The 22,885-nt window shown below is 59.9% G+C and carries 22 protein-coding genes and 1 pseudogene; 12 read left to right on the plus strand and 11 right to left on the minus strand.

The genetic code is table 11. The features are described from left to right. Positions 1–128: 128 nt before the first annotated feature. Complete coding sequence (locus tag HQ945_RS09625) at positions 129–842, plus strand: SDR family oxidoreductase (protein ID WP_113280619.1); 714 nt, start codon at positions 129–131, stop codon at positions 840–842. Here the strand turns inward: HQ945_RS09625 and HQ945_RS09630 are convergent. Then, positions 839–1,534, minus strand: a complete 696-nt coding sequence (locus HQ945_RS09630) for an ArsR/SmtB family transcription factor (protein ID WP_027231656.1) — start codon at positions 1,532–1,534, stop codon at positions 839–841. The two genes, HQ945_RS09625 and HQ945_RS09630, sit on opposite strands and share 4 nt — an antisense overlap. A 132-nt stretch (positions 1,535–1,666) precedes the next feature. Here HQ945_RS09630 and HQ945_RS09635 point away from each other — a divergent pair, with 132 nt between their 5' ends. Further along, on the plus strand, positions 1,667–1,999 hold the full coding sequence (locus HQ945_RS09635; RefSeq protein ID WP_174208053.1) for an NIPSNAP family protein: 333 nt from the start codon (positions 1,667–1,669) through the stop codon (positions 1,997–1,999). Beyond that, a complete protein-coding gene (locus HQ945_RS09640) occupies positions 1,996–2,343 on the plus strand; it encodes an antibiotic biosynthesis monooxygenase family protein (protein WP_091921944.1) in 348 nt (115 codons plus the stop codon). Before HQ945_RS09635 ends, HQ945_RS09640 begins: the two co-directional genes overlap by 4 nt. Here HQ945_RS09640 and HQ945_RS09645 read toward each other — a convergent pair. Then, positions 2,340–2,480 (minus strand): hypothetical protein, encoded by a 141-nt coding sequence (locus HQ945_RS09645; RefSeq protein WP_153669021.1) that lies wholly within the window; start codon positions 2,478–2,480, stop codon positions 2,340–2,342. The two genes, HQ945_RS09640 and HQ945_RS09645, sit on opposite strands and share 4 nt — an antisense overlap. Positions 2,481–2,707: 227 nt before the next feature. Next, on the minus strand, positions 2,708–3,691 hold the full coding sequence (mbfA, locus tag HQ945_RS09650) for an iron exporter MbfA (protein ID WP_113280617.1): 984 nt from the start codon (positions 3,689–3,691) through the stop codon (positions 2,708–2,710). Positions 3,692–3,825: 134 nt separating this feature from the next. Between mbfA and HQ945_RS09655 the strand changes: the two genes are divergently transcribed. Both HQ945_RS09655 and cysK read left to right on the plus strand, forming a co-directional pair. Continuing rightward, a complete protein-coding gene (locus HQ945_RS09655; RefSeq protein WP_027231660.1) occupies positions 3,826–4,446 on the plus strand; it encodes a LysE family translocator in 621 nt (206 codons plus the stop codon). Between the two features lie 141 nt (positions 4,447–4,587). After that, positions 4,588–5,562 (plus strand): cysteine synthase A, encoded by a 975-nt coding sequence (cysK, locus tag HQ945_RS09660; protein ID WP_113280616.1) that lies wholly within the window; start codon positions 4,588–4,590, stop codon positions 5,560–5,562. 255 nt (positions 5,563–5,817) lie between these two features. Here the strand turns inward: cysK and cckA are convergent, their stop codons facing one another. Beyond that, the gene (gene cckA, locus HQ945_RS09665) at positions 5,818–8,415 is read right to left on the minus strand and encodes a cell cycle histidine kinase CckA (protein ID WP_113280615.1); all 2,598 of its coding nucleotides are present in this window, start codon (positions 8,413–8,415) and stop codon (positions 5,818–5,820) included. 323 nt (positions 8,416–8,738) lie between these two features. Between cckA and HQ945_RS09670 the strand changes: the two genes are divergently transcribed. Beyond that, on the plus strand, positions 8,739–9,848 hold the full coding sequence (locus HQ945_RS09670; protein ID WP_174208054.1) for a flagellar biosynthetic protein FliO: 1,110 nt from the start codon (positions 8,739–8,741) through the stop codon (positions 9,846–9,848). A gap of 89 nt (positions 9,849–9,937) precedes the next feature. Further along, positions 9,938–11,307, plus strand: a pseudogene (locus HQ945_RS09675) (IS1182 family transposase). 163 nt (positions 11,308–11,470) lie between these two features. Here HQ945_RS09675 and dksA read toward each other — a convergent pair. Continuing rightward, positions 11,471–11,887 carry an RNA polymerase-binding protein DksA gene (gene dksA / locus HQ945_RS09680; protein ID WP_027231664.1) on the minus strand — a complete coding sequence of 139 codons (417 nt, stop codon included), beginning with the start codon at positions 11,885–11,887 and terminating at the stop codon, positions 11,471–11,473. A gap of 387 nt (positions 11,888–12,274) precedes the next feature. On the opposite strand from dksA, the gene HQ945_RS09685 reads away from it, so the two are divergent. The 4 genes from HQ945_RS09685 (at position 12,275) to HQ945_RS09700 (ending at position 16,077) form a co-directional block, all read left to right on the plus strand. Beyond that, positions 12,275–12,793 (plus strand): SixA phosphatase family protein, encoded by a 519-nt coding sequence (locus HQ945_RS09685; RefSeq protein ID WP_113280613.1) that lies wholly within the window; start codon positions 12,275–12,277, stop codon positions 12,791–12,793. 75 nt (positions 12,794–12,868) lie between these two features. After that, positions 12,869–14,332 (plus strand): YcjX family GTP-binding protein, encoded by a 1,464-nt coding sequence (locus HQ945_RS09690; RefSeq protein WP_113280612.1) that lies wholly within the window; start codon positions 12,869–12,871, stop codon positions 14,330–14,332. Further along, positions 14,329–15,408: a YcjF family protein gene (locus HQ945_RS09695; RefSeq protein ID WP_113280611.1), complete on the plus strand. Its 1,080-nt coding sequence runs from the start codon at positions 14,329–14,331 to the stop codon at positions 15,406–15,408. Before HQ945_RS09690 ends, HQ945_RS09695 begins: the two co-directional genes overlap by 4 nt. Positions 15,409–15,540: 132 nt before the next feature. After that, complete coding sequence (locus HQ945_RS09700; RefSeq protein ID WP_091921960.1) at positions 15,541–16,077, plus strand: hypothetical protein; 537 nt, start codon at positions 15,541–15,543, stop codon at positions 16,075–16,077. A gap of 89 nt (positions 16,078–16,166) precedes the next feature. Here HQ945_RS09700 and folK read toward each other — a convergent pair whose 3' ends face one another. Further along, positions 16,167–16,688 carry a 2-amino-4-hydroxy-6-hydroxymethyldihydropteridine diphosphokinase gene (folK, locus tag HQ945_RS09705; protein ID WP_246272637.1) on the minus strand — a complete coding sequence of 174 codons (522 nt, stop codon included), beginning with the start codon at positions 16,686–16,688 and terminating at the stop codon, positions 16,167–16,169. Beyond that, positions 16,685–17,524, minus strand: coding sequence for a dihydropteroate synthase (gene folP / locus HQ945_RS09710; protein WP_113280610.1), 840 nt, complete (start codon positions 17,522–17,524; stop codon positions 16,685–16,687). The genes folK and folP overlap by 4 nt, the downstream gene beginning before the upstream one ends. Positions 17,525–17,646: 122 nt before the next feature. Here folP and HQ945_RS09715 point away from each other — a divergent pair, with 122 nt between their 5' ends. Then, on the plus strand, positions 17,647–18,264 hold the full coding sequence (locus tag HQ945_RS09715) for a DUF922 domain-containing Zn-dependent protease (RefSeq protein WP_027231671.1): 618 nt from the start codon (positions 17,647–17,649) through the stop codon (positions 18,262–18,264). A gap of 6 nt (positions 18,265–18,270) precedes the next feature. Here HQ945_RS09715 and HQ945_RS09720 read toward each other — a convergent pair whose 3' ends face one another. From HQ945_RS09720 to HQ945_RS09735, 4 genes are all read right to left on the minus strand, one after another. Then, positions 18,271–19,299, minus strand: a complete 1,029-nt coding sequence (locus HQ945_RS09720) for an NAD(P)/FAD-dependent oxidoreductase (RefSeq protein WP_027231672.1) — start codon at positions 19,297–19,299, stop codon at positions 18,271–18,273. A gap of 187 nt (positions 19,300–19,486) precedes the next feature. Then, positions 19,487–19,807, minus strand: coding sequence for a 2Fe-2S iron-sulfur cluster-binding protein (locus tag HQ945_RS09725; protein ID WP_113280609.1), 321 nt, complete (start codon positions 19,805–19,807; stop codon positions 19,487–19,489). A gap of 122 nt (positions 19,808–19,929) precedes the next feature. Continuing rightward, a complete protein-coding gene (locus tag HQ945_RS09730; RefSeq protein ID WP_091921969.1) occupies positions 19,930–20,301 on the minus strand; it encodes an Hpt domain-containing protein in 372 nt (123 codons plus the stop codon). Between the two features lie 149 nt (positions 20,302–20,450). Then, positions 20,451–22,799: an alpha/beta hydrolase gene (locus HQ945_RS09735; protein WP_174208055.1), complete on the minus strand. Its 2,349-nt coding sequence runs from the start codon at positions 22,797–22,799 to the stop codon at positions 20,451–20,453. Between the last annotated feature and the right edge of the window lie 86 nt (positions 22,800–22,885).

Raw genomic sequence — 22,885 nt, forward strand, 5'->3', positions numbered from 1 at the left:
AATTCGACTTTTGACTCATTTTCTCAACGTTCTTCAAAAAATTTGACAGCCTTTGCATCCTGAATTCAATTGCGTCCATGAGGACAATCAATGATGCTCGCCACCATTCGAGAATAAAGGCGAGAACCATGACGCAATCACAAGAAGCTCCTGTTGCAATCATCACCGGCGGAGGACGCGGCATGGGCGCCGCCATCGCGCGCGAACTGCATGGCCGCGGCTACCGCCTCGGCCTGATGTCGCCCTCAGGCAGCGCCGTCGAGCTTGCAGGCGAACTTGGCGCGATCGGTCTGAAAGGGTCCGCTGGCGAAGCCAGCGATCTCGAGGCGCTGGTCGCACAAACCGTGGAGGCATACGGCCGTGTCGATGCCGTGGTCAATCACACGGGACATCCGCCGAAGGGCGATCTTCTCGACATCACCGACGATAAATGGGCGATTGGCAACGACCTGATGGTGCTGAGCGTCGTGCGCATGGCGCGGCTGGTGACGCCCTACATGCTCAAGCAAGGCAAGGGGGCCTTCGTGAACATCACGACTTTCGCGGCCTTCGAGCCAAGCCTGGTCTTTCCAGTATCCTGCGCCTATCGCGCCGCGGTAGGCGCCTATACCAAGCTTTATTCGGACCGTTATGCCGCCGATAATATCCGTATGAACGCGTTGCTCCCGGGCTTCATCGACAGTCTGGACCACAAGCCGGAGACTGCCGAAAAGGTCCCGATGAAGCGCGTCGGCACGATGAACGAAATCGCCAAGACGGCCGCTTTCCTGCTATCGGACGATGCTGGCTATATCACCGGGCAGAATATCCGTGTCGATGGCGGGATTACGCGTCACATCTAGGAAAGGCTGACGCCGAACGTCTCACGCAGCTGCCTTTGCCCGTTCGGCGTGACGGTTACGGCCCGCGTCCCGTCCACGCGCCTGATCCAGCCGCGTTCGAAGCAATGGCTGCAGAGAGCCGCGCCGATGGCCCCGGCTAGATGCGGGCGTCTTTCGCTCCAGTCGAGGCAGGGCCGGCAGAGAATACGGCCACGGGCTGCGGTCAAGGCCGCAATGTCGATACCGGCGCGGTCAAGCAGCGCGCGCCCGCTCTCCGTCACCTCGCCGGCGTCGAGGCCGAGCTCGAGGTGACCCGCGTCAACCAGCGCGTCGGTGATTGCGACGCCGAGATGGCCGGCCAGATGATCGTAACACGTTCGCCCTGCCCGCAAGGCTGCGTCGCGCGGCCCTGTTCGAACGGGCTTGGCAGCGACGCCCGGCGCCGCAATGCGCATGATGCTCTCGATCATCTGCGCCACGGCGGGCGATGCCAGGCGGTGGTAGCGATGCCGTCCCTGCTTTTCCACCGCCAGCAATCCGGCGTCGGTCATGCGTGTCAGGTGGCTGCTCGCGGTCTGCGCGGTGATCCCGGCGAGTTGCGCGAGTTCCGATGCCGTCAGCGCGCGTCCGTCCATCAAGCCGTTCAGCATGCTTGCGCGCCCGGGATCTCCCGCCAGCGCTGCAATTTCGGCAAATTTCGCGTTGTTCGACATCGCATCTTCCTTACGCCATCTTGCCCTAATTTGCTTTGCCCCTGACGACAATGCTTCGAAAACGGCCGAAGTATCAAGCCGCCTTCGCGGCCTATGTTGATGGCCGGTTAGAAACGCGATGGAGCGAGAGAAATGGCGATCACCTGCATTATCAAATACGAAATCGATCCCTATCAAAGGGGTGCATTCGAAGAATATGCCCGCAACTGGAATGAGGCGATCCCGCGCTGCGGCGCCGACCTGATCGGTTATTTCGCCCCGCATGAAGGTTCTGCTACCCTGGCCTACGGTATCTACAATATTGAAAGCCTCGCAGCCTACGAGGCCTACCGTGCCAGGCTGCGGGACGATCCGGTCGGCCGTGCGAACTATGCGTTCTCAATGGAGAGGAAATTCATCCGCCGCGAGGATCGCACGTTTCTCACTCACGTTTCCGGATTGAACGGGAAGGAACTGATCCGATGATTGCAGTGATTTTCGAGGTCGAACCGGCAGAGGGCCGCTCCGGGGATTATTTTGATCGGGCAGCGGATCTGCGTCCGCTGCTGGAGACGATGGACGGGTTCATCTCTGTGGAACGTTTTCGCAGCCTTGCCAACGCGAACCGCTACCTTTCCCTTTCCTTCTGGCGCGACGAAGCGTCAGTGGCGGCTTGGCGCCAGACCGAGGAACATCGCCTTGCCCAACGCGACGGCCGTGGTGGGATCTTTGCCGACTATCGGCTGCGGATTGCGTCCGTTGTGCGTGACTACGGCCTCAGAGCCCGTGATGAGGCTCCGTCTGATGCGCGGGCTTACCATCATGCCTAGGCCCGTTGTCCGTGATTGCGCTCGGCGCATGCCGGTCCTGGACCACGCATATAGTGGCGTTCGGGCCGGTAGCTCGGCACAATGAACTCGCGGACGACGCGAAGCGTATCGCGCAGCTGGATAATCATGGTCATCATGTCTGGTCTCTTGCATTTTGGCTGCCGGGCGAACCGGTAGCGATCAATTAGCTAAAATTTAACTCATAAATATGAACAGCTCCTGAATGCCATTGGTTAAAGACCGATAAATTCATCAATTATTAGCCTTAACCACTTGGGCAAAAAGACGTTTTTGCAACGGATATTGCCGCGAGAATGCCCCTTTTAAAGCATTGCGACCGCTTCGGGCTTGTCCCTACGTTCGATCACGCATTGCCGATCAAGATACCCGTCGCGAGCACAAGGCTGCCTCCAAGGACTACCTGGATCGCCGCGCGGAAGAAGGGCGTCTCCATGAAGCGATGCTGGATATAGGCAATGGCCCAAAGCTCAACGAAGACGACGAGGGCAGCGACAGTGGTGGCTGTCCAGAAATCGGGGATCAGGTAAGGCAAGGCATGACCGAGACCGCCGATCGCCGTCATCAACCCATTGGCAAGGCCGCGTTTCAGCGGCGATCCGCGACCGGAGAGCTTGCCGTCATCATGGGCGGCCTCGGTGAACCCCATGGAAATGCCGGCGCCAAGCGAGGCCGAGAGACCGACCAGAAAGGTCTGCCAGGTGTCCTGCGTGGCAAAGGCCGCCGCGAAGATCGGCGCCAGGGTTGAAACGGAACCATCCATCAGACCGGCAAGCCCGGGTTGGATATAGGTCAGTATGAACTGGCGGCGCTCCGTTTGCTTTTCCGCGTCCTGAACCGCGTCGGGCGTATGTCTCAGACCAAGCCGGTGCGCCAGCGATTCATGGGCCTTTTCCGCAATGGCAAGATCGCCAAGCAGCTTGCGGGTCGAGGCATCGCTGACAAGTTTGATCGCCTCGGTATAAAATCTGTAGGCTTGCTCCTCCATTTTCTCGGCCATCTCGCGCACCTTGTCGATGCCAAGCGGACGCATCAGCCAATCGGGCCGGCGCTCGATATAACCGCGCACATGCTCCCGGCGAATGAGCGGGATCTGGTTGCCGAAGCGCTCCTGATGCAGCTCGATCAGCACTTGCCGGTGACGGTTTTCCTCCTCGGCCATGTCTTCAAACACTTTGGCGCTGTCGGGAAAATTCTCGCGCAACCCATCCGCATAGGCGAGGTAAATTCGCGCATCGTCCTCTTCTGACGAAATGGCAAGCGCGAGAATCTCCTGTTCGGTGAGCGATTCGAGCGAATGGCGGCGATGGGAGAAGAACCGGCTGAGCATGACAACATCCTAATTTAGAATAATTCTAAACTATAGTTTCCAGCGTCATTGTTCAAGTCCGCGCGGGCCTTTCAATGGACAGAGAGAAACCACACGGATATGGTCCGTTCGGTCGCAATCACCCAGGACTTAACATGACGCTTGCCGGTTTTGTCGCCTATTCGGGCGCTCTTGCCATCGCCGCGGCCATACCCGGCCCGGGCCTCACCGCACTGATCGCACGGGCGCTCGGTTCCGGCTTTCGCTCCGCGCTGTTCATGTCGATCGGGCTCATTATCGGGGACCTTACCTACCTTACCGCAGTGGTCCTAGGCCTCGCCATGGTGGCGCAGACTTTTGGAACAGTCTTCCTCATCATCAAATGGGCCGGCGTTGCCTACCTCGCCTATCTTGCTTGGGGTCTCTGGTCCGCAGGTATTTCCGCAGAAAAGATCGAGGCGAAGAAAAGCCGCGGCGGGCCGGCTGCAAGCGTTCTTTCGGGACTTACCGTCACGCTCGGCAATCCAAAGACGATGCTGTTCTATATCGCCCTGACGCCGACGCTGGTTGATCTTCACGCTGTCACCCTCGCCGATTATTCGATATTGGCGACGATTACCGTCCTGGTGTTGCTGGTCGTGCTGATTCCTTACCTCGCCCTTGCAGCAAGGGCGCGCGGCCTCCTTGCATCGCCCCGTGCGTTGAAGCGGCTAAACCGGACTGCCGCCGCCTTCATGGCCGGAGCAGCGCTTGCGATCGCCGGGCGCGCTTCCTGACTGGAATGATTTTCCAGTTTTCGCGCGATAATGGCAGGATTTTCCAATGAGGATGCGTCGACCGAACGGCTTCGACTAGGAAATTCCGCCGCTGCCCCATAAGATCGGCCCAACGACGCAATCCAGGATGGGAGTTCATCAATGAGCAACAATGACGCGCGCAAGCCGGGCCGTGGCCGCATCTACAATTCGATCGTGGATACGATTGGCGATACACCCATCATCCGGCTCGACAAGCTCGCCAAGGAAAAGGGCGTGGGCGCCAATCTTCTCGCCAAGCTCGAATTCTTCAACCCCATCGCCAGCGTCAAGGATCGTATCGGCGTCGCGCTCATTGAAGCGCTTGAGGCGCAAGGCAAAGCGACGCCGGGCAAGACGACATTCGTCGAGCCTACATCCGGCAATACCGGCATTGCGCTTGCCTTTGCCGCCGCCGCGAAGGGGTACCGCCTGATCCTGACCATGCCGGAAACCATGTCGGTCGAGCGGCGCAAGATGTTGAAGCTGCTTGGCGCCGAGCTTGTGCTTACCGAAGGTGCCAAGGGGATGAAGGGCGCGATTGCCAAGGCCAATGAGCTCGTCGAAACGACGCCCGATGCGATTATTCCGGGGCAGTTCGACAATCCGGCCAACCCTGAAATCCATCGTCGCACCACCGCCGAAGAAATCTGGAACGATACCGAAGGCAAGGTCGATATCTTCGTCGCCGGCATCGGCACGGGCGGCACGATCACGGGAGTCGGCCAGGTGCTGAAGCAGCGCAAGCCGGAAGTCCGGATTGTTGCGGTCGAGCCAAAGGATTCGCCGGTGCTTTCCGGCGGCAATCCCGGTCCGCACAAGATCCAGGGCATCGGCGCAGGGTTTGCCCCTGCTGTGCTTGACACGCATATCTACGACGAGGTGATCCAGGTCTCCAATGAGGATTCCTTTGCCAATGCGCGTCTCGTGGCCCGGCTTGAGGGCGTCCCGGTCGGTATCTCCTCCGGCGCCGCGCTGACGGCGGCGATCGAGATCGGCAAGCGCCCGGAAAATGCGGGCAAGAACATCGTTGTGATCATCCCGTCTTTCGCCGAACGTTATCTTTCCACGGCGTTGTTCGACGGATTGGAAAGCTAGGATTCGCGCATCCGCGCGACTGTCTACTTTGGCTCATCCCGAGGATCGATTATCCAGCGGGAAACGAGGCAAGGTGGGTCCTCGGGACAAGGATGACGCAGGCGGTGTGCGAATTATGGCCCTAGGCGGCTGGCGGACGTGGCCCAGGGTGACGGTAGTAATTCGAGAATAAGGACGGGGCAGAATGACGTTGGTGCGTGGTTTAAGCCCCGCTGTCGACTGACCAGGAAGGGGGGTCCCCACTTCCCTACTTCCCTACTCGCCCTCCAGCATCTCCTTGACGGCCGTCGCGAGCTGTTTCAATGAGAACGGCTTCGGCAGGAATCCGAACTTTGCATCCTCGGGCAGATTGCGGGCAAAGGCATCCTCGGCATATCCCGACACGAAGATGAATTTTATGTCGCCATATTCCTTGCGCAGTTCGCGCAACAGCGTCGGCCCGTCCATTTCCGGCATCACCACGTCCGACACGATAATATCGACCTTGCCGCCCAGTTCCTTCATTACTTCCAGCGCCTCGACGCCGCTGGAAGCCTCGTGCACCGTATAGCCGCGCGACTGCAGCGCACGCAGCCCGCCCATGCGCACCGCATCCTCGTCCTCGACGAGGAGAACCGTGGCAGAGCCTGAAAGGTCGGTCGCCTTCTCCGCCTTCTTCTCGCGCTTCGGCGCTTCGGCGGCGATCACCTCGCCATCGGCATTGACGGTCGCGGCCTGCTTCTCCTCCACATAGCGCGGCAGGAATATGCGGAAGATCGTGCCCTTGCCGGGTTCGGATTCGCAGTGGATCGAACCGCCGGTCTGCTTGATGATGCCGTAGACCATGGAAAGGCCGAGGCCCGTCCCCTTGCCCACCTCTTTTGTGGTGAAGAACGGCTCGAAGATCTTGGCGATCACCTCCGGCGGCATGCCGGTGCCGCTGTCGGCAACCTCGACCAGCACGTAGTCCCCCGGAATGAGATCACGGTAATTGAGCTCGGCGGATTCGGCCTCGCCGACATTGCGGGTGCGGATGATAAGGTCGCCGCCATCCGGCATCGCATCGCGTGCATTGACCGTCAGGTTGACGACCACCTGCTCGAACTGGCCAAGATCGGCCCGTACCGGCCAAAGGTCTCGGCCGTGCTCGATCTTGAGGTTTACTTGCGTGCCGGCAAGCCGCGTCAGCAGCATGCGCACATCGGCAATCACGTCGGTGAGGTTGAGAACCTCCGGCCGCAGGGTCTGACGGCGCGAGAAAGCGAGAAGCTGGCGCACCAGCGATGCGGCGCGGTTGGCATTCTGCTTGATGTTCATGATGTCGGCGAAGGACGGATCGGACGCGCGGTGATTGGACAGGAGCAGGTCCGACGACATGATGATGGCGGTCAACACATTGTTGAAATCGTGGGCGATGCCGCCGGCAAGCTGGCCTACGGCCTGCATTTTCTGGCTCTGGGCCATTGTGGCCTCGAGTGCCTTTTGTTCCGTCGTCTCGACGACCGAAACGATGGCGGCTTCCTCGGCGCCGTCCTCCGATCCCGCATCGAACACCGGGCTGATGTAGAAACGCAAATGGCGTTCCTCATTGCCTGGAACGACCGTATCGACAGGCGAAATCTCGGCCTGACCGGCAAATGCAGCCGCAAGTGCCCGGTCAAAGGCTTCGCGGTCGCGCTCGTGCACCACAGTCTCCAGCGGGATGCGCCGGTCGATGTCGTCACGGTCGACGATTGGCGCGAACAGACCGAGGAACCGCGCATTGGTACGCAGGATCTTGCCTGTGGCATCGACGGCGGCAATTGCCATCGACGCGGAATTGAAGAAGCGCGTGAACCGCACTTCCGCTGCGCGCAACGCGGCCGAGTTGTCCTCGCCTTCGGCGCGGTTGAGAACGATGGTGCGGCTCGGGCCCCGCCTTCCGTCGCGCTGCACCTGTACGCGGTGATAAAAGCGCACGGCGAGACTCTGGCCGTTGGCCTTGGCAAGGTCGAGGTCAATCACTGTATTGCGGCTGGTGCCGGGCTCGGTCTTGACCGCATTGATCAGCGCCATGCCGTTGCCGGCGACGATCTCGCGAACCATCATCGATCCCGGTGTGAACCGCGTCAGATCGACGCCGAGCCATTCGGCGAGCGTCGCGTTGATGTAGATGATGCGCCCGTCAGGATCGGCCGAGAAGAAACCGGCAGGCGCATGGTCGAGATGGTCGATCGCTTCCTGAATGTCCTGGAAATAGCGTTCCTGCTCGGCGCGCTCGGCCGAAATATCGGCGATCTGCCAGGCATAGACCGGAGCGGTCTGGTCAGGAATGCCGGCGACGGGGCGCGCCTTGATGCGGTACCAGGTCGGGACCGGTTCGCGCGACGGATCGAGAGGACGCGACAGCCTGAGTTCTTCCTGCCCGGAAATCCCGTCGCGCACGGCATTGGCGAGACGGTAGATGGGATCTGAGGCGGCAGCTTCCCCGGAAAGAATATGTTCGATCGGGCGGACATCATTGGAGTTGGTGACACCCGTCAATTGCGCATAGGCGCGGTTTGCGTAGACGATGCGCCCCTTCTGGTCGCAAACGACGGTGCCTTCGGGCAGCGTATCGACAAAGGCGCGTGTCAGTTCGTCGCTCGTGCCACGCGGGGTAAACTGGATTACGTTGATCGCCGAGCCGAAAAGATAGAAAACGCCGGTCATGGCCAGCGTGCCGAGCAGTCCAAGAAGGAACTGTTGCCCCAACTGGTCCCGGTAAATGAAGTAGAGGATCGAAACGCCGACGAGCAGCACACCGAGGATGACGAGGCGCAGACCCGCCTTGTTCGACTTGGTATTCGCAATGATCGGTTCTGGATAAAGATCGCTGTTCGTTTCTTGAGACATGCGTCTCAAACCCCTTTTTACCTCACAATCGCCGCCACAACCCTGGCTGCGCTGTCTCGCTTCGAATCGTTTGGATCATATCTTTTCGGCGCTATAAACCCTATCTTTCAAATGCAGGGCGTTCGTCCACTACTCGTTGGCTGACTGCCGATTCCATATCGCCGCCGGGCGAATGCTTCCGGCTGATGATTTATCCCAGGGTAGACTGACGGCATCAGGGTTGCGGCCAGCATTGGCTCGCACTAGTGTCACGCAAAGTATTGCGTGGAAGCCCATGTCGGGGAACAGGTTTTGGGCTCGCAGACCTTAAAGGAGAGTTCGTCATGAACGCTTGGCTCGCCCCTATCGTCGGTGACACAGCCGCCCCCATTGTCGGTTTTGTCCTGCTGTTCCTCCTGGTGATCCTGCTGTTGCTGATCGTTTTCGCCATCTTGCGGCGCGCAACCGGCGGAACCTTCGTCGCCGGCGGCCGCAACAGGCAGGTGCGCCTCTCCGTCACTGACGCAGCAGCCGTCGACAATCGCCGGCGTCTCGTGCTCGTTCGGCGCGACGATGTGGAACATCTCATCCTGATCGGCGGCCCGAGCGACGTGGTCATCGAGCAGAATATCCGCCAGTTCGCAAAGCAGCCCTCGCGCAACGAAACAATAGCACCGCCCGTTTCCGCGCCCGCAGCCGAGGCGAAGCGACCAGTCGCGGTGGAAGAACCGCAGCCGGAGCCGATTGCTCCGATCGCCGCCCCGGAACCGGTCGCGCCCGTCGCGGCACCCGCCCCGTCACGTCCTGCGCAAACCGCCCAGGCCGCGCCGCAAATCCCTTTGCGCCCTGCACCGCCCCAACAGCGTCCGGTCGCGCCGCAGCGGGATTTGCGTCTCGCCGAACCACCAAAGCATGCGCCGGCCGCCGTTCCCGTTCCTCCGCTGCCCGCAGCAGCTGGAGCCGCACGCGTCGCAACGGTTGCGACGGCAGTAGAGGCCCCTTCCTTCGCCGCACCAGCCGTCGAGACGCCAGCCGTTAGTGAGCCTGCGGCCGAAAACGGCGTCTGGCCTCGCGTCATGCGGCAGGCATCCGCCCCGCAACCGCCAGCACCGAAGATGGAATCGCCTTCGCCCGCACCCGTAAGCGAGCGCCCTTCGGAACCGCGCACGACCACCGCCGCAGCTTTTCCCTTTGCCGTGCGCAATGAACCCGCCTCGGCTGCGCCTGCACCTTCGACCTATAAGGAACCGACGCTCGAAAACGTCGGCCCTGCCGAGACGGTGGAGCCCGACGTGACCCTCGGCGAGATCGACTTCTCCGAGGCCTTCGAGGCGGATCTTGAAAGCGAGCTCAACATTGCACCCGGCAAGGACGAGGCGCCCAGGAAAGCCGACAATATCGAGGACGAGATGGAGCGTCTCCTTGGCGAACTCTCCAAGCCGGAAAAACGATAGACCGTATAAAAACGAAAGGCCCGGAAAACCGGGCCTCAGACTGCTGACAAACCCCTGGTCACGACCGGGGGTTTGTGATTCAGTGGGCCATGTTGAAGAAACCTGCTCCCGAACAGACGGCGCTCGAGATGGTGACGCTCGACAGCCTGGTGCCGAAAGACCACCTGCTTCGCAAGATCGATGCGGTGATCGACTTTTCCTTCATTCACGACCGGGTTGCCGGCTTGTACTGCGCCGACAACGGCCGTCCGCCGCTCGACCCGACCTTGATGTTCAAGGCGTTGTTCATCGGCTACCTGTTCGGTATCCGCTCGGAGCGGCAATAGGTGCGCGAGATCGAGGTGAACGTCGCCTATCGCTGGTTTTTGCGCATGAAGCTGACCGATGCGGTTTTCGATGCCTCGACGCTGTCGCAGAACCGCCGCCGCCGCTTCAACGATACATCCGTTGCCCAGGACATCTTCGACGCGATCGTCGAACAGGCCATCGCCAGGGGCCTTGTGGACGGCACGGTGCTCTACACGGATTCGACCCACCTGAAGGCCAATGCCAACAAGGGCAAGTATGATGTTGAGATGCTGCACAAGTCGCGGGCCGATTACTGGGCCGATCTCGACCGGGCCATCGAAGCGGAGCGGACAGCCCACGGCCAGAGGCCGTTGAAGGAGAAGGCGCGTGCGCCCGGGACCAGGCAAACCAAGGTCTCGCGCACCGATCCCGACAGCGGCTACATGGTGCGCGACGGCAAGCCGAAGGGCTTCTTCTATCTCGATCATCGCACGGTGGATGGCCGCCATGCGATCATCACCGACACCCATGTGACGCCCGCCAACGTCCATGACAGCATTGTCTATCTCAAGCGGCTGGACCGGCAGCGGCACCGCTTCGACCTGAACGTCGGCGCCGTCGGTCTGGATGCCGGTTATGCGACGGCCGGCATCGCCAGGGGGCTGGAGGAACGCGCGATCCTTGGCGTGACGGGTTACCGCAATCCGACCCCGCCCAAAGACGGCATGATGCGCAAGTCGACGTTCGTCTACGAGCCTGATGCCGATGGCTATCGGTGCCCTGAGGGTCAGTTGCTCTCTTATGCCACCACTGACCGCAACGGTACAGGCACTATCGCTCGGACCCGGCAATCTGCCAAAGCTGCCCGTTTCTGGCCTCTTGCACGTCAAATGCCAAGGCAGAGCGAACGATCACCCGTCATGTCTGGCAGGATGCACGCGACAGGACCGACGGCCATCGCAAGACGCTCTGGGGCAAGGCGATCTACAAACGGCGAAAGGAGACGGTGGAGCGCTCGTTTGCCGACGCCAAGCAACTGCATGGCCACCGCTATGCCCGCTTTCGCGGCCTGATCAAGGTCAGATGGCAATGTCTGCTGGCGGCCAGTGCCCAGAATATCAAGAAGATCGCAATGGCACTGGCGAAAGCGCCCAAACCGGCCTGGGCGTGAGGCCCATCAGGTCAATACCGACAACACCGCACCGCCCCTCAAAACACCGACAGAAAAGCGCATCACCACAAAACAAAAAAACCGCCGGAAAAATTGGCGGGTTCGTCAGCAGTCTGAAGGCCCGGAAAACCGGGCCTTTCTCTGGTGCTTTGATTTTCTCCGCTCAGTCGTCGCGGTAAACTTTCTCGCGTCGTTCGTGACGTTCCTGAGCTTCGATAGAAAGCGTTGCGATCGGCCGTGCATCAAGACGCTTCAGGCTGATCGGATCCCCGGTCTCCTCGCAAAAGCCGTAGGTTCCGTCGTCGATACGCTGCAAAGCGGCGTCGATCTTCGAGATGAGTTTGCGCTGGCGGTCACGGGCGCGCAACTCGATGGCGCGGTCAGTTTCGGACGAGGCGCGATCGGCTATGTCCGGCAGGTTGGCGTTTTCCTGCTGCAGGATCTCAAGCGTTTCGCGCGCCTCCCGCAGAATGTCGTTTTTCCAGTTGATGAGTTTTTCACGAAAATAGGATTTCTGCCGATCACTCATGAAGGGCTCGTCATCCGTGGGCTTATAGTCAAGATCGATCAGTTCATTCATCTTTGAATCACCCTGCACCTATGAGACGCGAGGAGGCCTATATAGGTCGTGTCACATGGGCACACAACTACAAAAAGACATGTAAATCGCAGAAACAAATGGCAGGAATTTGCTCAATTTATTGGCAAAATTGGCAGGATGTTCGAATTTTCTGCACCGAAATGATTGGTTTTCGGGGCCAAACGCGGCCTTTTATAGCTCTTACACTCTACTGGGAGTTGTAGCTTGCACTCCCAAAACGCATGCAGCACAGAATTTCCGCAGGCGCCTTTTGCACAATTATTTGATTATTTTGACATTTGCGCCACAGCTGAATCCAGCAATTGCGTCTTTCGAAGAAGCGTGCAACCACTTCTAAAGGGCATCTTAGCGCTGGGAAATCGATAGATGAGTCAGGTCTTTTTGTTGCGGCATGCAAAAGCGCTCTGGCCCTCGGCCGGTCAGAAGGACTTTGACCGTGCACTCGATATTGCCGGCATCGAAGCTGCCAAGGTCGTCGGCGAGGAGTTCAAGAGGTCTGGATTTCGGCCCGAAATCGTCCTGTGTTCACCTGCAATCCGGGCCCGGCAAACCCTTGAATATATCGGTCTCGAACTACCGTTTATCCTTGAAGACGCCGAAAAGCTCTACTCGGGCGGCGCCGATGGCTACCTTTTGAGCGTGCGCATGGCCGGCCTCGAACACGAAACCGCCAATTCCGTCATGCTTGTCGGCCACAATCCCATGATGGAGGAGCTTGCGATCGCGCTCATAGACCAGGCAAAATCACCGGCACACCCTGACCTCGTATCGGGTTTCCCCACCGCTGGCCTCGCCGTCATCAGTTTCGAAGCCCCTCTCGCCGAAATTAACCCGGGAACCGGTATGCTTCAGGCGTTCTTCTCACCCGCCGAACATCACCTCTAAGACGTCAATTCCTTGCCATCGACCGGGCTTCGTCCCATATGGCTGAAACTGTGACCGCGCCATGGGACGATAGAATTGGGTACACTGACGACATTTACCGACGAAGCCAAAATTGCGCTCGATACATTGGCCGACCGGACCAGTGCGCTCGTTTCGCCGTCGCTCCGCCTCGGCGTAACCGGCCTTTCGCGTGCCGGGAAGACAGTCTTCATCACCGCCCTCGTCCACAATCTGATCCATGGCGGCCGGTTGCCGCTGTTCGAAGCGCAGAAATCCGGACGCATCGCGCGCGCCTATCTGGAGCAGCAGCCGGATGATGCCGTGCCGCGCTTCCAATATGAAGAACACTTGAAGGCGCTGATCGACGACCGCATATGGCCGGAATCGACGCGAGCCATTTCTGAACTCCGTTTGACGATCGAATTTGAATCCGCCTCGATGTGGAATCGCATGTTTTCGGGCGGCAAGCTCTCCGTCGATATCGTCGACTACCCGGGCGAGTGGCTGCTCGACCTGCCGCTTCTCGGTAAATCCTACAGCGAGTTTTCGAGGGATTCCTTTGAGTTGGCTCAACTCGCCAGCCACCGCGATGTCGCGACCGACTGGCTTCAGGAGGCAGCCGGCGCCGAGGCCGATGGCCCGGCCGACGAAATGCTGGCGCAGAAGCTGGCGAAAAGCTTCACCGCCTATCTAAAGGCCGGCAAGGCGGACGAACGGGCGCTTTCGACCCTGCCGCCCGGCCGTTTCCTGATGCCGGGCGATCTCGACGGTTCGCCTGCACTTACCTTCGCGCCGCTTCCCGGCCTTTCCGATGGCAAGCATCGACCCGGGACACTCGCCGCCATGATGGAGCGCCGCTACGAGGCCTACAAGACCCATGTCGTCAAGCCGTTCTTCCGCGAGCATATCGCCCGCCTCGACCGCCAGATCGTTCTCGTCGATGCCATGCAGGCCATGAATGCCGGTGCGGCCGCGGTCGCGGATCTCGAAAGGGCGTTGACGGAAATTCTCTCATGCTTTCGCCCTGGCAGCACAAACTTCCTGACAGGACTGGTGCAGCGGCGCATCAGCCGCATCCTGGTTGCCGCAACCAAGGCCGACCATCTCCACCATGAAAGCCACGACCGGCTTCAGGCCATCGTGCGCCGCCTCGTCGACCGCGCGGTGAGCCGGGCCGATTTTTCGGGTGCAAGCGTCGATGTGCTCGCCATGGCCGCCGTTCGCACGACGCGCGAGGCAACCGTGACCCAAGGCAGGGAGGTATTGCCCGTGATCGTCGGTACGCCCTTGAAGGGCGAGACGATCAATGACGAGACATTCGACGGCAAGACTGAAACTGCCATATTTCCCGGTGACTTGCCGGCAAAACCGGATTCGATCTTTGAAGTTCCGGACCGCCCCACCGACGATCCGGCCATTCGCTTCGTTCGCTTCCGGCCCCCCAAGCTTGAACGCACCGCCGAGGGTATAACACTATCACTGCCGCATATCCGGCTCGATCGCGCCCTACAGTTCCTCATCGGAGATCGCCTCGCATGACGGACCAGAACTCGCGCAAGCCCGCAGCCTTTCGCCTCGACCCAGCACCTGCAGCGGAAACGCGGCACGCTGCCAGCGCGCCGAAATCACAGGTGCGCCGCCCGACAGCGATCAAGGATGTTGCGGTGATCACACCGGCCGTCGATGTTTTCGACGCCGATGACGCCGTTGCCAATGAACTCGACGCGCTGACGCCTCCGCCTGCCCTTGCCCGCAAGTCGCGCTTTTCTTTCGCATCGCTCTTCACCGGCGCACTCGGCATCCTGGTATCGCTTGCTCTGGGGTTATGGGCCGACAATCTTATCCGCACCTTGTTTGAACGAGCGCCCTGGCTCGGCTGGCTGGCGCTTGCCGTTGCTTTCCTTGCAGCCTTTGCGCTTGTGGGAATCGTGCTGCGCGAGGGGCTCGCCCTGCGCCGGCTGGCGTCCGTGCAACATTTGCGCGAAGAGGCAGCGAGAGCTTCCGAGGGCAATGACAGCCGCGCAGCAAAGGCCGTCGTCGGCAAGCTCGTCGCGATCGCCGAGACATTGCCGCCCACGGCCAAGGGCCGCGCGCTGCTCCACGATCTGCGCGACGAGGTCATCGATGGTCGCGACCTGATCCGCCTTAGCGAAACCGAGTTGCTGCGCCCGCTCGACCGGCAGGCACGCGACATGATCCTTGCTGCTGCCAAGCGCGTCTCCATCGTCACCGCGGTCAGTCCGCGCGCTCTGGTCGATATCGGCTACGTCGTGTTCGAATCCGCGAGGTTAATCCGGCGCCTGTCGGAACTTTATGGCGGCAGGCCCGGCACGCTCGGCTTTCTGCGACTGACGCGCAATGTGATCGCGCATCTTGCCGTCACCGGTACCGTTGCCATGGGCGATTCGATCATCCAGCAATTGGTCGGCCATGGGCTTGCCGCTAAACTTTCCGCACGCCTCGGCGAAGGTGTGATCAACGGCCTGATGACGGCGCGCATCGGCATTTCTGCGATGGATCTGGTGCGGCCATTTCCCTTCAATGCCGAACGGCGCCCGAATATCGGCGATTTCATCGGAGATTTGGCCCGTATCGGCGGAACGAAAAAGGAATAGTGCCGCGTTCGCCAATTATTGGTTGCAATCTTCGTCGCGACACGTTTTCTGTGGGCGGCAACTTTCCGTTAACCATTCCGGACCATGATCGCCCCACGTACCTATTCCAATGATTTGTGTTGAGTCCCGCCGATGAAGAGAAGCGCAACAGCCGCTGCCCTGTCCCTGTTCGCCTGCGCGCTTCTCGCGCCGCCGGCGCATGCAAGGGACAACGATGCCGAGTTCTTCCGCACGGTCGAGGGTCAATGGACCGGACCGGGCGAGATCGTCGCCGGTAAATACAAGGGCACGAAATTCACCTGCACCCTTGACGGAACAACGCCGGCAGAGAAGCCGGGCATGACGCTCGACGGCAGCTGCCGCGTCGGCATCTTCAACCAGCCGATGAAGGCGACGGTCATCCGCTCCGGCAATAGCTATAAGGGCACCTTCCTTGACGGCTCCGCCGGCAAAGGCCTCGATATCACCGGCGGCAATGTCGCCGGCGACCGCGTCGTCCTTTCGATCAGCCGAAAGCAGCTCACCGGCGCGATGCAGGCAAAATTCACCAGCGACAACACGATGAACGTGACGATATCCGTTCGCCTTGAAGACCAGCTTATCCCCGTTGTCGGGGTTTCCTTGAAGCGCGTCGATTCGGTGGCTGTCGGAAGTATCGCAAAGAACTGAACCTTCGGCCCCCTTTCGCGTACCCAGAACCTCCCCTTCTCCATCACCTCGCGTTTGCCGCGGGCTGACCCAGGATCAATGGTGGCGCCTCAAATCCCTTCGCGCCACCAGCCGGAATCGCCCAGCGCTTCCTCCACCCCGGCCTTGTCGCAACGGGCTAGCCAATGCGACATCGGCTTGCCAGCAACCACCAGACCCGGGGCGATATCGGCGAGCGGGACGAGCACGAAGGCCCGCTCGGTCATGCGCGGATGCGGCAGAACCAGGGTCGGACTCGCGAAAGTCTCGAATCCGGCATAGGCAAGCACGTCAATATCGATGATGCGCGGTCCCCAGCGCTCGATGCGTTCGCGCTTCATCTCTTTCTCGATGTCGAGGCAGGTCGCAAGCAGCGCCTCTGGCTCCAGCGCGGTCAAAACCTCGGCGCAGGCATTATGGAACGAGGCCTGGTCGGTCTTGCCCCAGGGCGGCGTTTTGTAAACCGGCGAAACAGCGACGACATCCGTATCCTCGCGTCCATCAAGCGCACGCAGCGCCTGCGCCATGGCCGCCACAGGGTCGCCGATATTGCCGCCGAGGCCAAGCCAGGCCTTGTGCATGGGTTGCTTCATTGGCGTTCCCGCCGGGCAGCAAGCATTGCATCGGCGAGTGCAAGGGCGCTACGGTTCATTGCAACGTTGTGCACGCGGAAAATATCGGCGCCGGCGAGACGAAGCATAGCCGAGGATGCCGCCGTCGCAACGTCGCGCTGCTCCCCATCGCCGCCCGACGTTGCGCCGAGGAAGCGCTTGCGCGACGTTCCGGCAAGGAACGGATAGCCGAATGCCGCAAGTTCGGCGAACCGGTCCATAAGCGCGATGTTTTCCGCAGTGTCCTTGGCAAAGCCGAAACCGGGATCAAGGACGATCTGCTCGCGGGCAACGCCGGCAAGCTTGGCGATTTCGAGCGAGCGATTGAGAAACGCGAACTGGTCGACGATGACGTCCGGATCGCGCTCGCGTTCGCGCCCTGTATGCATGATGACGAGCCCCGCGCCCGTCTCGGCGGCAAGGTCGGCGATGGCAGGCTCCCGCTGGACTCCCCACACATCGTTGACAATATGGGCGCCGGCGCGAACGGCGAGCCGCGCGGTCTCTTCGCGATAGGTATCGACGGAGATGATGACGTCGCTCTCCTTCACGAGGGCCTCGATGACCGGCAGAACCCGCGACTGTTCCACGTGAGGTTCTACTCGCGTTGCGCCCGGGCGGGTCGATTCGCCGCCGACATCGATGATATCGGCGCCTTCGGCAATCATCTGCCGGGCTCCGGCCAGCGCCTGGTCCAGGGAATAGTGCTGGCCGCCATCGGAAAAGGAATCCGGCGTAACGTTGAGGACGCCCATGATCAGCGCGCGGTTCCCAAGCGTTAGCGTGCGGCCATGCCCGAGCTTCCAATTCCAATCCATCGCCTTACTCCCTTCACATTCCCCTGTTTTTGAACAGAACGCGCACGGCGTCAATTCATCCGCAATGTTTTTGACGATAGGGTCTGGATCGGGCAGACTTGGCCGGAACACAGGAACAGATCATGCGTATTTTTGCTAAAGCTGCAGCGTTTGCCACAGCGATCGTCCTTGCAGCACAGCCTGCCAACGCAGCGACCGTCCTGCGCAGCTATGAATACTTCAACCTTAACGGCAAGACGGCGGCGGATCTCGACCGCGAGCTATACCGCCGCGGACCGGTCCTGCAGAAAACCGGGCAGCGCCATCCGGGGATGACCAAGATGCGCTTCGAAAGCCGCATCAAGTACGGCTCCAATGGCAAGACCTGTCGTGTGGTCGATGCGACGATCATCGTCCACGCGCATGTCTACCTGCCCCGCTGGGCGCAGCGGCGCACCGCGCCGGCCGATCTTGCGATGATCTGGGACACACTGTCAGCCGATATCAAGCGGCACGAGGAAAGCCACATCTCCATTGCCCGCACCGCGGCAGGCAATATGGAACGCCAGATCGAAGCGCTACCCTGGCGCAGCGACTGCGCAACATTGAAGAACGATATCAGCACGCTGACCGCGAAACTTATGAAGCAGCACGACCTTGCCCAGGTGCAGTTCGACAAGGTCGAGGCCCTCAATTTCGAGGACCGCTTCGGGCGGCTATTGAGCTACCGCCTGATCCGCGAGTTCGGCAAGACGCCGTAACCGGGCCTAGTTGGCGACGCCGAGTTTCTTTTGCAGACTTGTCGAAGACGTCGTGTACTGGAAGACGATCCGCTCGCCCGGGCTGACAATGTGCTTTGCCGCCTGTGTCATCAGGGCGGCTTCGTGGAAGCCGGAAAGGATGAGCTTCAGCTTGCCCGGATACCAGTTGATATCGCCGATGGCGAAGATGCCCGGTTCCGACGTTTCGAAGTTCTCTACATTCACCGGAATGAGATTCTCATGCAGATTAAGCCCCCAATCGGCAATCGGTCCGAGTTTCATCGTCAGTCCGAAGAACGGCAGCATGCGCGTGACCGGAATATCGATTTCGCCTTCGCTGCCCTTGATCGTCGCATGACTGAGTTGCCCGTCCTCGCCCTTGAGCCCTGATACCTGCCCAAGCTCAAAGCGGACGCTGCCGCTTTCGACGAGTTCGAACATCTTCTTGACGCTGTCGGGCGCTGCGCGAAATTCCGCGCGGCGATGCACGACGGTCAGGCTGCGCGCGATCGGCTGCAGGTTGAGCGCCCAGTCGAGCGCGGAGTCGCCGCCGCCGACGATGAGGATATCCTGGTCGCGGAACTCCTCCATCCGGCGCACCGAATAGAACACGCTCTTGCCCTCATAGGCTTCGATGCCGGGAACTGGCGGGCGCTTGGGCTGGAATGAGCCACCACCGGCCGCGATCACGACCACCTTGGCCTCGAAGACCTCGCCCTCGTCGGTTTCGACATGAAAACCGCCGTCGGCCTGACGCTCCAGCTTCGTAACCATCCGGTTGAAATGGAATTGCGGCGAGAAGGGCTTGATCTGCTCCATGAGCTTTTCGGTGAGATCATGGCCGCTGATGATAGGCCAGGCCGGGATGTCATAGATCGGCTTTTCCGGATAGAGCTCGGCGCACTGGCCGCCCGGACGATCGAGAATGTCGATGAGGTGGCATTTCAGGTCATAAAGGCCAAGCTCGAACACCGCGAAAAGACCGACGGGGCCGGCGCCAATGATGACAATATCGGTTTTGATAACTTCGCTCATCGAAAATTCCTTATGCCAGAAGGTCTGTATGCCGTGCAGACGAAATTGGGATCTTGGCTGGTGCATACGGGACGCACGGGCTGCACAGCGCGTAGCGACTGCATTCACCAAGGTCAAGTGAGTGCATCCTCGCCCACCCGTAAAATGGCGCGCCGATCGGCGATTTTAATCCATCGATGAGAAAATATCAGGCCTGCCGCTCGGGAACATGCACCACGAGACCGTCGAGATCGTCGGATACGCGGATCTGGCAGGACAGGCGCGAATTGGGACGCACGTCATAGGCGAAGTCGAGCATGTCTTCTTCCATGGCTTCCGGTTCGCCCGCAACGGCCGTCCACTCTTCATCGACATAGACGTGGCACGTGGCGCAGGCACAGGCGCCACCGCATTCCGCATCGATGCCCGGCACCGCATTGCGGATCGCATTCTCCATCACGGTCGAGCCGTTTTCTGCGTCCGTTTCGAACCGTGCGCCATCAAAAGTGACAAACGTGATTTTCGCCATAGCATGCCCCAAGCAGGAAATTTTATCGCTGACATAGGGATTTGGGGCGGGAAGTCAATTGCACTCCCTGACGCAGCCCGAGCACGCGCGGCACCGGGCTACGTTATGTCGGAAGCTACGCCTCAACGGGTAATGGCAGCGATATAGTCGCGCACGTCGTCGATGATGGGCCGCAGTTCCTTGAGCTTGCTCAGGTCGGCCGGCGCATATTCGATGGCTTCAGCCACGTCGGCAACGCCGAAAGCGCCGATGATGCGGGCCGAACCCTTGAGCGACTTTGCAAGCCGCGCACGCTCGTCAGGTGTCGCATGGGCGAGCCGGTCGACAATGCTGCTGGTCTGGCGGGAAAAGAGGCCGAGAATTTCAGTTTCGAGCGTGCGGTCGCCGAAAGTCTCGCGGGTCAGGTGAACGAGGTCGATCGGTCGTTTGCGCGAAGGGAGCGATTGCTCTCCGCCCGGCAATGCGAATGCCATCGATGCCGCCTGTTGTGCCATTGCTACTCTCCAGAACACGTTTACGAATGAACGAACAAGTTTCATCAAATTGCGCTGATTCAAGGTTAAAACTTGGCAATCGCCGGGCGTTTTAAGGATTATGGTGAACGTTCGGTAAATTTTGATGTTTTGCTGAAATTTGGGCCGCTCTAGTTCTTCGGCTTGATGCGGCTGCCCGCGCCTAGTCTTATAGATATGCGATTGAAGATGCGCATCCCGCCTCGGACTATGCCAGAAGCGGGATGCGGGATTTTAATATGCGCTACTTGCGGGCAACGGTTGAGAGCGGTGCTTCCCGGCTGAACCGCCACCTTGCCGCTTTCCTTGGGGAAGCTGAGCTTCAACTCCTTCAGCCCGGTCATATCAATGCCGCCGAACGCCTTGAGCGGGATTGCAACCATGTTGAGCAACGAAGCCATTTTTCGATCGGCGAACGGCGCATCGCGGGGATCGTCGGTCATCGGCAGCCCGTTTTCCATTTTGCGCGGGACATTATAGAGGGCGTCGGTAAAAGCGCTTGCTGCAACGGTGGCTGCCTTGCCGCTTTTGTCGGTCAGCGTCACGTTGACTTCCTGTCCTGTAGGTCGCACGACAGCAATACGGAATGTCAGCGTATCGTACGACTTGGCGGAAAGACCCTTCAGATCCGTGGCAATCGAAGCATGGGACTTGCTCCAGGCAAGCTCGAGATGATCGGCAATTGAAAGGAATCCCTGTGGGCGAATCCCGTCACCATAATCAAAATGCTCCAAGCGGCCTGGTTTACAGTCCGATACTCCTGTGCTGCCCAGCCCCATCGTGCAGAAGGCTGCGTCATCAAAACCGCTCAAGCTGTAGCTGCCGCCAAGTTCGTTGCGCTCCATACTGTCGCTGCGCTCGAAACGCTGGATGAGCTTGCGCTTGTCAGCGCCCTTCTGCACGCTCAGGGCAACCCATTCATCGCACGGACCGTCGGTGGAGGGGCAGGCGGCGTTCGGCAGGCGAGCGGCCGCGTTCCAGTAGGCGGCAAATTTCTGTTCGCCGCCGACATGATAACGCATGAAGGAACTGATCAGGAAGTTGCCGCTGCGGCGCTGATCGTCCTGGCTCAAACGAATCCCATCCTGCCTGGCTGCCCCGCAATATTTTGTCGGAGCGGCGCCAAAGTCGTCTTCTAGCCATATGGTATTGTAGTAATCATGGTTGGCGCCCTTGACCATGATCTGATAGCGCGGCGCCATATCGCTTATCGGGCCGAAGCGATTGTGATCATAGGCAACCGCTCCTTGAAGATTGCTCATATCGCCATCGCAACCGGGCAGCAGGACGGCTAGCGGCACATTGTTGATACCGAGATTGCCATCGAAATCAGTCGGGGCCAGCATGAAGGCGGCCTTGAAGTCATAGGGCTTTACCGTCTCGCGCCCGGCGGCATAGAAAATATTGTATTCCTTGACGGCCGCCGCGAATTTGTCGTCGTCAATCCTGGCCGGCTCTGCCGCGACCGCTGGGCTTCTTGGAGTGGCCGGTATAGCCTCGGTTGCCGGTATGACCGCTTCAAGCAGGCCACGATATTCCCATACAAAGAGACGAGGATCGGCGATCAATGCGGTGCGCAGATCAGCCTCGGTCAGCCCGAGGCGTGTCTGGTTGAATTTGATGGCGTAGGAGACACCCTGTCCGTCGCGGGAATGGCCCATGAGGCCGATACGGCCGAAATCAAACTTGTTTTTCAGCACGTCGAGTGGACCTGGCTGATTGTCTGCGCCGATCTGGCCCGATGCATCGATCTGGCGCAGCCGATCGAGCGTGCCCAATATGAGCTGCGCACGCGACTGGCTGGAGCCGTCTCCATCAATCGCACTGCCGAAATTGATCCAGTTGGCGTCGATCGAAGCCACGACATAACCGTGCGCAGCCAGATCCTGAGCGATATAATCATAACCTTTATAGCTCGGATCCGCGTTTGAATAGTTCCCATGCAGCAACATGATGAGCGGAAAGCGTCCTGCCGTTGCGGTTGAATTCAGCGGCGTGGGATAGCGGATGGAGCCCTTGATGGGGGTGATGAAAACTCGATCGTCGCTGGAAGTGGCGGGGTTATAATCAGTATCCTCGCTTTCAAGGCCGGCTGTCGACGCCACCAGATTGCCGAGATCATATTCAAGGGCGGGCGAAGGTTTAAATGTTGCGCCGCCGATAGTGTCGGGGGCGATTTCGGTGAATCGCACCACTTTTTCTTCCGCAGCGGGCATTACGATTTGTGTGTCGGTGGGCCCGGTGAGCGGAACTGTCTCGCCGCCACCCAATTGCGGATCGTGTGGCTCCGTTCCCGGAACGGGGGTGACCGTTCCTACAACAGGTCCTTCCGTCGGGCTGGGATTTGCAGGCGCCGTTTCCTTCAAATCGCTCGGTGTTTCGAATGTCGAAGCCACCGCTGCGGGTTCGACCGTTGGCGCCGCCGTGACCCGCCCTTCCGTATCACTTTGATCGCACGCCGATAAAAATATCATCATCATGCCAGCCATGCATGTTTTTTGTGCAATATGCTTTGTTCTATAAATCATCCAGTTTCACCCAATATGTGGCGTTTGCGCTTAAAAAT

Source organism: Phyllobacterium pellucidum, assembly GCF_013327855.1.
Lineage (GTDB): Bacteria > Pseudomonadota > Alphaproteobacteria > Rhizobiales > Rhizobiaceae > Phyllobacterium > Phyllobacterium pellucidum.

Coding starts and splice junctions, on each gene's coding strand:
- HQ945_RS09625 (WP_113280619.1), top strand. CDS start 129: ATGACGCAATCACAAGAAGCTCCTGTTGCAATCATCACCGGCGGAGGA.
- HQ945_RS09630 (WP_027231656.1), bottom strand. CDS start 1,534: ATGTCGAACAACGCGAAATTTGCCGAAATTGCAGCGCTGGCGGGAGAT.
- HQ945_RS09635 (WP_174208053.1), top strand. CDS start 1,667: ATGGCGATCACCTGCATTATCAAATACGAAATCGATCCCTATCAAAGG.
- HQ945_RS09640 (WP_091921944.1), top strand. CDS start 1,996: ATGATTGCAGTGATTTTCGAGGTCGAACCGGCAGAGGGCCGCTCCGGG.
- HQ945_RS09645 (WP_153669021.1), bottom strand. CDS start 2,480: ATGATGACCATGATTATCCAGCTGCGCGATACGCTTCGCGTCGTCCGC.
- mbfA (WP_113280617.1), bottom strand. CDS start 3,691: ATGCTCAGCCGGTTCTTCTCCCATCGCCGCCATTCGCTCGAATCGCTC.
- HQ945_RS09655 (WP_027231660.1), top strand. CDS start 3,826: ATGACGCTTGCCGGTTTTGTCGCCTATTCGGGCGCTCTTGCCATCGCC.
- cysK (WP_113280616.1), top strand. CDS start 4,588: ATGAGCAACAATGACGCGCGCAAGCCGGGCCGTGGCCGCATCTACAAT.
- cckA (WP_113280615.1), bottom strand. CDS start 8,415: ATGTCTCAAGAAACGAACAGCGATCTTTATCCAGAACCGATCATTGCG.
- HQ945_RS09670 (WP_174208054.1), top strand. CDS start 8,739: ATGAACGCTTGGCTCGCCCCTATCGTCGGTGACACAGCCGCCCCCATT.
- dksA (WP_027231664.1), bottom strand. CDS start 11,887: ATGAATGAACTGATCGATCTTGACTATAAGCCCACGGATGACGAGCCC.
- HQ945_RS09685 (WP_113280613.1), top strand. CDS start 12,275: ATGAGTCAGGTCTTTTTGTTGCGGCATGCAAAAGCGCTCTGGCCCTCG.
- HQ945_RS09695 (WP_113280611.1), top strand. CDS start 14,329: ATGACGGACCAGAACTCGCGCAAGCCCGCAGCCTTTCGCCTCGACCCA.
- HQ945_RS09700 (WP_091921960.1), top strand. CDS start 15,541: ATGAAGAGAAGCGCAACAGCCGCTGCCCTGTCCCTGTTCGCCTGCGCG.
- folK (WP_246272637.1), bottom strand. CDS start 16,688: ATGAAGCAACCCATGCACAAGGCCTGGCTTGGCCTCGGCGGCAATATC.
- folP (WP_113280610.1), bottom strand. CDS start 17,524: ATGGATTGGAATTGGAAGCTCGGGCATGGCCGCACGCTAACGCTTGGG.
- HQ945_RS09715 (WP_027231671.1), top strand. CDS start 17,647: ATGCGTATTTTTGCTAAAGCTGCAGCGTTTGCCACAGCGATCGTCCTT.
- HQ945_RS09720 (WP_027231672.1), bottom strand. CDS start 19,299: ATGAGCGAAGTTATCAAAACCGATATTGTCATCATTGGCGCCGGCCCC.
- HQ945_RS09725 (WP_113280609.1), bottom strand. CDS start 19,807: ATGGCGAAAATCACGTTTGTCACTTTTGATGGCGCACGGTTCGAAACG.
- HQ945_RS09730 (WP_091921969.1), bottom strand. CDS start 20,301: ATGGCACAACAGGCGGCATCGATGGCATTCGCATTGCCGGGCGGAGAG.
- HQ945_RS09735 (WP_174208055.1), bottom strand. CDS start 22,799: ATGATGATGATATTTTTATCGGCGTGCGATCAAAGTGATACGGAAGGG.